At 35.6% G+C, this 7,738-nt stretch carries 6 protein-coding genes; 2 read left to right on the top strand and 4 right to left on the bottom strand.

Annotated elements, in window-relative coordinates; translation table 11 throughout:
* Positions 1-629: lipoate--protein ligase family protein (locus J7K39_01455; protein MCD6178546.1), on the bottom strand; the 629-nt coding region annotated here is incomplete at its 3' end.
* Between the two features lie 160 nt (positions 630-789).
* On the opposite strand from J7K39_01455, the gene argF reads away from it, so the two are divergent.
* Complete coding sequence (gene argF, locus J7K39_01450) at positions 790-1,791, top strand: ornithine carbamoyltransferase (protein ID MCD6178545.1); 1,002 nt, start codon at positions 790-792, stop codon at positions 1,789-1,791.
* Positions 1,792-1,848: 57 nt separating this feature from the next.
* Here the strand turns inward: argF and J7K39_01445 are convergent, their stop codons facing one another.
* Positions 1,849-2,043 (bottom strand): hypothetical protein, encoded by a 195-nt coding sequence (locus J7K39_01445; protein MCD6178544.1) that lies wholly within the window; start codon positions 2,041-2,043, stop codon positions 1,849-1,851.
* A 69-nt stretch (positions 2,044-2,112) separates the two neighbouring features.
* Complete coding sequence (locus J7K39_01440; protein ID MCD6178543.1) at positions 2,113-2,703, bottom strand: sigma-70 family RNA polymerase sigma factor; 591 nt, start codon at positions 2,701-2,703, stop codon at positions 2,113-2,115.
* 181 nt (positions 2,704-2,884) lie between these two features.
* Here J7K39_01440 and uvrA point away from each other — a divergent pair, with 181 nt between their 5' ends.
* The gene (gene uvrA / locus J7K39_01435; protein MCD6178542.1) at positions 2,885-5,698 is read left to right on the top strand and encodes an excinuclease ABC subunit UvrA; all 2,814 of its coding nucleotides are present in this window, start codon (positions 2,885-2,887) and stop codon (positions 5,696-5,698) included.
* 88 nt (positions 5,699-5,786) lie between these two features.
* Here the strand turns inward: uvrA and J7K39_01430 are convergent.
* On the bottom strand, positions 5,787-7,738 hold a 1,952-nt coding region (locus J7K39_01430; GenBank protein ID MCD6178541.1), incomplete at its 5' end, for a phosphoribosylformylglycinamidine synthase subunit PurQ.

The raw sequence follows: 7,738 nt of genomic DNA, 5'->3' as shown, positions 1-7,738 counted from the left end.
GTCTCAGGAAAAGAAGTCATCACAAAATCAATAATTTTTTGCTTGAATTCTTCTAGGCTCAGCGTTTCTTTCAGATGGCTTTGAATATTGGTCACTGTACTTCGGTTAGATTGCACCGCTTTGTCGCTAAAGTTTATCTCTGATACTTTTATACTATTATTCAAAATATTTAACTCCGAACTGAATAGGAGAGTGCCATGATGCAATACCTTGTTTTTATATACGTGCGATGCATTACCGGAGAATTTTAATCCCTTAATCTTTAAATCGCTTTTCCCAATTAATTGCGCATCAACACCCATTTTTTGTAACACATCCACTATGGGTTGGCTGTATTTTTTAAAATTAACCAAACTTTCTCTATGACCAAAATTGATAAAGCTGTAATTCAGGTTTCCTAAATCGTGAAAAACCGTTCCTCCACCAGAAATACGGCGAATAACCGGAATATTTTTTTCTTGCAAAAATTTCAGGTTGATTTCTTTCAGCGCATTCTGATGTTTTCCAACCACCACCGAAGGCGTATTTTGCCAAAGCATAAAAAGAGGTTCTGTAGTATTTTTTATTAGAAACTCTTCTGCTGCCAGATTAAAGAATGGATCGGTTTGTGGTCGGTTTAAAATAATCATTGGGTAAATTTATTCAATATTTTAATGGACTAGGCTTTTACAGAAGAAAGAAAGAAAATATTTTTATTTTGCTCTTTTTCTCACACGAAAATGTATAGTTTTGTATAGTCTAATGTAGTGGACTTAAAAGATTGATTAATTGATATTTAAATTCTAAGAAATGGCTTTTAATTTACGAAACCGAAATTTTTTAAAGCTTTTGGATTTTACACCAAAAGAAATCAAATTTATGCTTGATTTGTCTATCGACTTAAAAAAAGCAAAATATGCGGGAACAGAAACCCAGCTATTAAAAGGAAAAAATGTGGCTTTGATTTTCGAAAAAGCTTCTACGCGCACACGTTGTGCCTTTGAAGTTGCAGTGAATGATCAGGGTGGACATGTTACTTATTTAGGACCATCGGGTTCTCAAATTGGTAATAAAGAATCAATGAAAGATACGGCTCGCGTTTTAGGTCGTATGTACGATGGTATTGAATACCGAGGCTTTGGACAAGCGATTGTTGAAGAACTTGGCGCTCACGCTGGTGTTCCGGTTTGGAACGGTTTAACCAACGAGTTTCATCCTACTCAAATCCTTGCCGATTTTATGACAATGATGGAGCATTCCGATAAGCCTTTACATCAAATTTCTTTTGCCTATTTAGGCGATGCTCGCAACAATATGGGTAATTCTTTGATGATTGGAGCTGCTAAAATGGGAATGGACTTTAGAGCTGTGGCTCCAAAAGAAGTTCAGCCAACTGCTGAATTGGTAGCTCAAGCTATGGAAATTGCTAAAGAAACAGGCGCAACAATTACCGTAACCGATGATATTGCTAAAGGCGTTAAAGGATGTGATTTCTTATATACCGATGTTTGGGTATCTATGGGCGAAGCCGATGAGGTTTGGCAGCAACGTATTGATTTATTGAGAGACTATCAAGTAAATGCTAAAATGATGGCTTTAACTGGAAATCCGAATACTAAATTTATGCACTGCTTACCTGCATTTCATAACCGAGAAACTAAAGTAGGAGAAGAGGTTTATCAGAAATTTGGATTGGACGGATTGGAAGTTACCGAAGAGGTTTTTGAATCAGAAGCATCAATTGTTTTTGATGAAGCTGAAAATCGTTTGCATACCATCAAAGCAGTTATGGTTGCTACTTTAGGAGCTTAGATTCCTTCTAAAAAGATAATTTTAAAAAAGGTCGTTAGCGTAAAGCTGACGACTTTTTTAATTTAGAATTAATTGAAAAGTAATTTGCTTTTTACCCTTTTTAAACGGACTTTTCAATACGTTTAATGCTTTTGAATAAGCCAATAAATTTTGAACAGTTTGCGGATCGGGGTTAACGATATTAAGATCCATTTCTCTTTTGTTTAACGACTTGTTTGGGTAAAGATTTTCGAGAGTAGATTTCCAGAGCATAGGCCATATTTTTGTTAATACTAATGTAGTAACGTACCTATTCTATCATTATTGTTTGTCCAATATGAATTAATAAGAATGCGAAAGTGAAATATTATTTTCTTCAACCAACCTTCTAATATTCAGTATTGCATAGCGCATTCTTCCCAGAGCTGTATTGATAGAAACATTGGTCTGTTCGGCAATATCTTTAAAACTCATTCCAATATAATGACGCATTAAAAGGACTTCTTTTTGTTCTTCAGGAAGATAATCAATAAGAATCTTTAGGTCTTTATGAATTTGGTCTGTAATCATAATATCTTCTACAGATTCTATTTTCATATTGAGTAGTTCAAAAGTGTCTCTGTCTTCTGAATTTTCTTTAATTGGTATTCGTTTTTTCTTTCTAAAATGATCGATTACCAAATTATGTGCAATACGCATTACCCAATGAATAAATTTACCTTCTTCGTTATAAGTACCGGATTTTAAAGTGTTTATGACTTTAATAAATGTATCTTGAAAAAGATCATCTGCAATTTGTGGACTTTTAACCACCATTAAGATATAGGAAAATACTCTATCCTTGTGTCTATTAATAATGATTTCGAGAGAAGATTCATTACCCGTCAAATACCTTTTTATGAGCTCCTTATCGCTTGGATGGGATGCTTTCATAATTCCTCCTTTTTTATATGATTAAAAAGAGTAAAGGTCTATATCGATAATGTGATTTTAGTGAATAATAATTTTAATGCTTCTTGATAAAGTCTTAGCAAATTAAGGAAAAAAAAGAATAAAAAGCAAATTTTATCCCTATTTTTGCGCTGCCTATAGTAGAGGGCGTATATTTATTTCAATGGCAAACGACTTACTTCAGCATCTCGATCCAAAAAAACACATCTTAATAAAAGATGCACACATACATAATTTAAAGCATATCGACGTGGCTATTCCACGTAATAAATTTGTGGTTATCACAGGATTATCTGGTTCTGGGAAATCATCTTTAGCTTTTGATACTTTGTTTGCCGAAGGACAACGACGTTATGTAGAAAGCCTGAGTTCTTATGCTCGACAGTTTATGGGGAAGATGGATAAACCCGATGTGGAATATATTAAAGGGATTTCTCCTGCTATCGCGATTGAACAAAAAGTAATTAGTAGAAATCCACGTTCTACGGTAGGAACAAATACCGAGATTTATGAATATCTCAAACTGTTGTTTGCCAGAATTGGGAAAACATATTCTCCAATTTCAAATAAATTGGTGAAGCGCCATACCGTTAAAGATGTTCTTAATTTTGTTGAAAATCTTGATGAAAATACCCGTTTTTTAATACTTACTCCAATTATCCTGAAGAAGAACCGTACACTTACTGAGCACTTGCAAGTGTTGGCACAACAAGGGTTTAATAGGATTAAATTTAATGGCGATATTTTACGTATTGATGATGCTTTGAGTATAGCGTCAGATTTTAAGGCAATCACTAAATTCGATTTGGTTGTTGACCGATTGAGTGTTGAAAAAACAGATGACTTTTTAAGTCGTGTTTCTGATTCCGTTCAAACGGCTTTTTACGAAGGTCATGGTAATTGTACGCTATTAATTTATAATAAAGATGGATCTACTAATACTCAATCTTTTTCCAATTTATTTGAGAAAGATGGAATCCGGTTTGAGGAGCCAAGCGTAAACCTATTTACTTTTAATAATCCTTATGGTGCTTGTAAAAAATGCGATGGATTTGGTTTAGTAATTGGTATAGATCGGGATTTGGTAATTCCAAATAAATCGCTTTCGGTTTATGAAGAAGCAATTGCTCCTTGGAGAGGGGAGAAAATGGGCGAGTGGCGTAAGCAACTTATTTTTAGTGCTGATAAATTTAATTTTCCTGTTCATAAACCAATAGCAGAACTTACCAAGAAGCAATATGATTTACTGTGGAAAGGTAATGAGTACTTCGAAGGCTTAAATGCTTTTTTCAAGCAAGTAGAAGAACAAGCCTACAAAATTCAATACCGTGTTATGCTATCGCGATATCGAGGTAAAACTATCTGTCCTGAATGTGAAGGAACACGCTTACGAAAAGATGCCAATTATGTTAAAGTAGGCGGAAAAAGCATTTCGGATTTGGTAAAAATGCCTTTAGATACTCTATTTGCTTTTATGCAAGGATTAAAATTAGATAAATACGAAAAGACAATAAGTAAAAGAATATTAGAAGAGATTAATCGTAGAATTAATTTTTTACTTGATGTTGGACTGCCATATCTTAGTCTGAATCGTTTATCTAACTCTTTATCAGGAGGCGAATCGCAAAGAATTAATTTGGCCACTTCTTTGGGAAGCAGTTTGGTCGGTTCAATATATATTTTAGATGAGCCCAGTATTGGCTTGCATTCGCGCGATACGCAACGCTTGATTAAAGTGTTAAAGAATCTGCGGGATATTGGAAATACGGTAATTGTTGTCGAACACGATGAGGAAATTATTCGTGCAGCCGATTATATTATCGATATTGGTCCAAAAGCGGGTTATCAAGGTGGCGAACTTGTTTTCGCAGGTACGCTTGACGAATTAAAAAAGGATAAATATAGTTTAACGGCTCAATATATTTCAGGAAAGCTAAAAGTTAGTCGACTCGATTATAGGCGACAGTGGCGCAATTTTATCGAATTAAAAGGGGCTCGCGAGAATAATTTGAAGAATGTTGATTTAAAAGTCCCTCTAAATGTATTGACACTGGTTACGGGAGTGAGTGGTTCAGGCAAAACATCTTTGATAAAAAGCATTTTATATCCTGCCTTAAAGAAACATTATGGTGGATATGCCAATATTACGGGCAAGTTCGATTTTATTGGTGGAGATTTAAAACAGCTTACCGATGTGGAACTGATTGATCAGAACCCTATTGGTCGTTCTTCGCGCTCAAATCCTGCGACTTACGTAAAAGTTTGGGACGATATTCGTTCTTTGTTTTCCTCTCAAAAACTTGCAAAAGTACGTGGCTATAAACCGGGTTTCTTCAGTTTTAATATTCCGGGCGGTCGCTGTGAAACTTGTGAAGGCGATGGTCAAGTAAAGATTGAAATGCAGTTTATGGCTGATATTTATCTGAAATGTGATGAATGTGATGGGAAGCGTTTTAAAGATGAAGTTCTGGATATAAAATATCACGATAAAAACGTCCACGATATTTTGGATATGACTATTAATCAGGCGCTCGCGTTTTTTGGTCAATATCAAAGTGAAGGTGCTGTGATTCGAAAGATTTGTAGCAAATTAAAACCATTGCAAGATGTAGGTTTGGGTTATTTAAAAGTTGGTCAACCCTCTAGTACATTAAGTGGGGGAGAAGCACAGCGGATTAAACTTGCTTCATTTTTATCCAAAGGCGAACAGGCAAATCCTATCCTTTTTATTTTCGATGAACCCACAACGGGTTTGCATTTTTACGATATCGATAATTTGCTAAAAGCCTTTTATGCTTTGATAGATAATGGTCATTCTATAGTGGTGATTGAGCATAATATGGAAGTGATTAAAAGTGCCGATTGGGTAATTGACCTTGGCCCTGAAGGTGGAGACAAAGGTGGTGAAATCGTTTTTGAAGGCACACCTGATGAGCTGATTGCAAATCAAAAATCTTATACGGCTCAGTTTATTTAGGATATTATTTTGAACTTATCTCTGTGTCTTCGTGACTCTGTGGTAAAAAATAAAATAACACCACAAAGGCACTAAGGCACAAAGAAATTTATTTAGTTTTTTCCTCAACCCATTTTCTAGCATTCACAAAAGCTTCCAACCAAGGAGTCACTTCATCCGCTTTTCTATCCGAAGGATAATGTGCCCACTGCCAAGGGAAAATAGCTCTTTCCAAATGAGGCATCATTGCTAAATGTCTTCCGTCATTTGAACAGATAGCTGCAGTATTAAAATCAGAACCATTTGGACTAGCTGGGTATTGCTCAAAACCGTATTTCGATGGAATATTATATTTGCTCTCAGCATATGGGAAACTGAATTTACCTTCACCGTGAGCAACCCAAATACCTAATCTGTTTCCAGCCAATGTTTTTAACATCACCGAATTATTTTCGTAGATATCAACATTAATAAATCCAGATTCAAATTTATGACTCGCATTATGGAACATTTTTGGTTTTTCTTCGTGTTCGGGATAAACCAGACCAAGTTCAACCATTAACTGGCAACCGTTACAAACCCCAAGGCTTAAAGTGTCGGGGCGTGCATAGAAATTATCCAATGCTTTTTTCGCTTTTTCATTATAAAGGAAAGCCCCGGCCCAACCTTTGGCGGAACCTAAAACGTCAGAATTAGAAAATCCTCCAACATAAACAATCATATTTACGTCTTCCAGGTTTTCACGACCAGCAATCAGGTCGGTCATATGAATATCTTTCACGTCAAAACCTGCACGATACAGCGAGTAGGCCATTTCCCGATCGCCGTTAACTCCTTTTTCTCGGATAATTGCTGCTTTAATACCCGTAGATTTTTCTCTTTTTAGTTTTAAACCGTATTGACTAAGTTTTCCTTCAAAATCAGCATTAAACGTATAGCTTAAAGCTTGTTTTTTATAATTATCAAAACGGTCTTTTGCTAAACCTTCTCCACTTTGCTTCTGATCTAATAGATAAGAAGATTTATACCACGTATCGCGTAGCGTATTGATATCAAATGAATAATCTTTATTTTGATGAATAATGGTTAATTTTCTCTCTTCAATGGGTTCTCCAATAATTGCATAGTCGATACCATTATTTTTAAGTCGGTTTTCAACTTCTTCTATTTTGTCTGTTTGGAAGATAATTCCGGGATTCTCTGCAAATAAAAGTTTGATAATATCTGTTTCGTTCAGTTGATCTAATATAACAGATAAACCACCTTTTATATTTGCGAAGTTCATTTCCAATAATGCAGTAATTAGGCCTCCGGCTGATATATCGTGACCAGCAAGAATCAATTTATCTTCAATCATTTCCTGCATAATATCAAATGCAGCTTTGAATTTCTTAGCATCACGTACACCTGGGCTCTCTTGTCCGAGTTTATTCAATATTTGAGAGAAGCTACTTCCACCTAATTTTTTACTTTCAAAAGAGAGGTCGATATAAAATAGTTTAGAATTGGCTACATTTTGTAAAACAGGTTCTATCACTTTTTTCACATTGGTTACTTCTCCAACGCCAGAAATAATCACTGTGCCAGGTGAGTAAACTACATCATCATCGTATTTTTGAGTCATTGAAAGCGAATCTTTTCCGGTTGGAATATTGATACCCAAATCGATGGCAAAATCGCTAATGGCTTTCACGGCCTCAAACAAACGGGCATTTTCGCCTTCGTTTTTTGCTGGCCACATCCAGTTGGCACTCAGTGAAATACCAGAAAGTTTATCCTGAATAGGAGCCCAAACAATATTGGTAAGTGCTTCGGCTATGCTTAATTGAGAACCTTTTGTCGGATCGATAAGTGCAGAGATTGGAGCGTGTCCGATCGAAGTTGCAATTCCTTTTTTGCCTAAATAATCAATAGTAACAACACCAACATTATTCAGTGGAAGTTGAATAGGACCGGCACATTGTTGCTTGGCAATCTTTCCGGTTACTGAGCGATCGACTTTATTCGTAAGCCAATCTTTACAGGCTACGGCTTCCAGTTGAAGAACCTGATCAAGATAAT

The organism is Bacteroidales bacterium (genome assembly GCA_021157585.1).
Lineage (GTDB): Bacteria > Bacteroidota > Bacteroidia > Bacteroidales > UBA12170 > UBA12170.
Note: the sequence above shows the minus strand (reverse complement) of the source record. Positions and strands in the feature narration are given on the sequence as shown.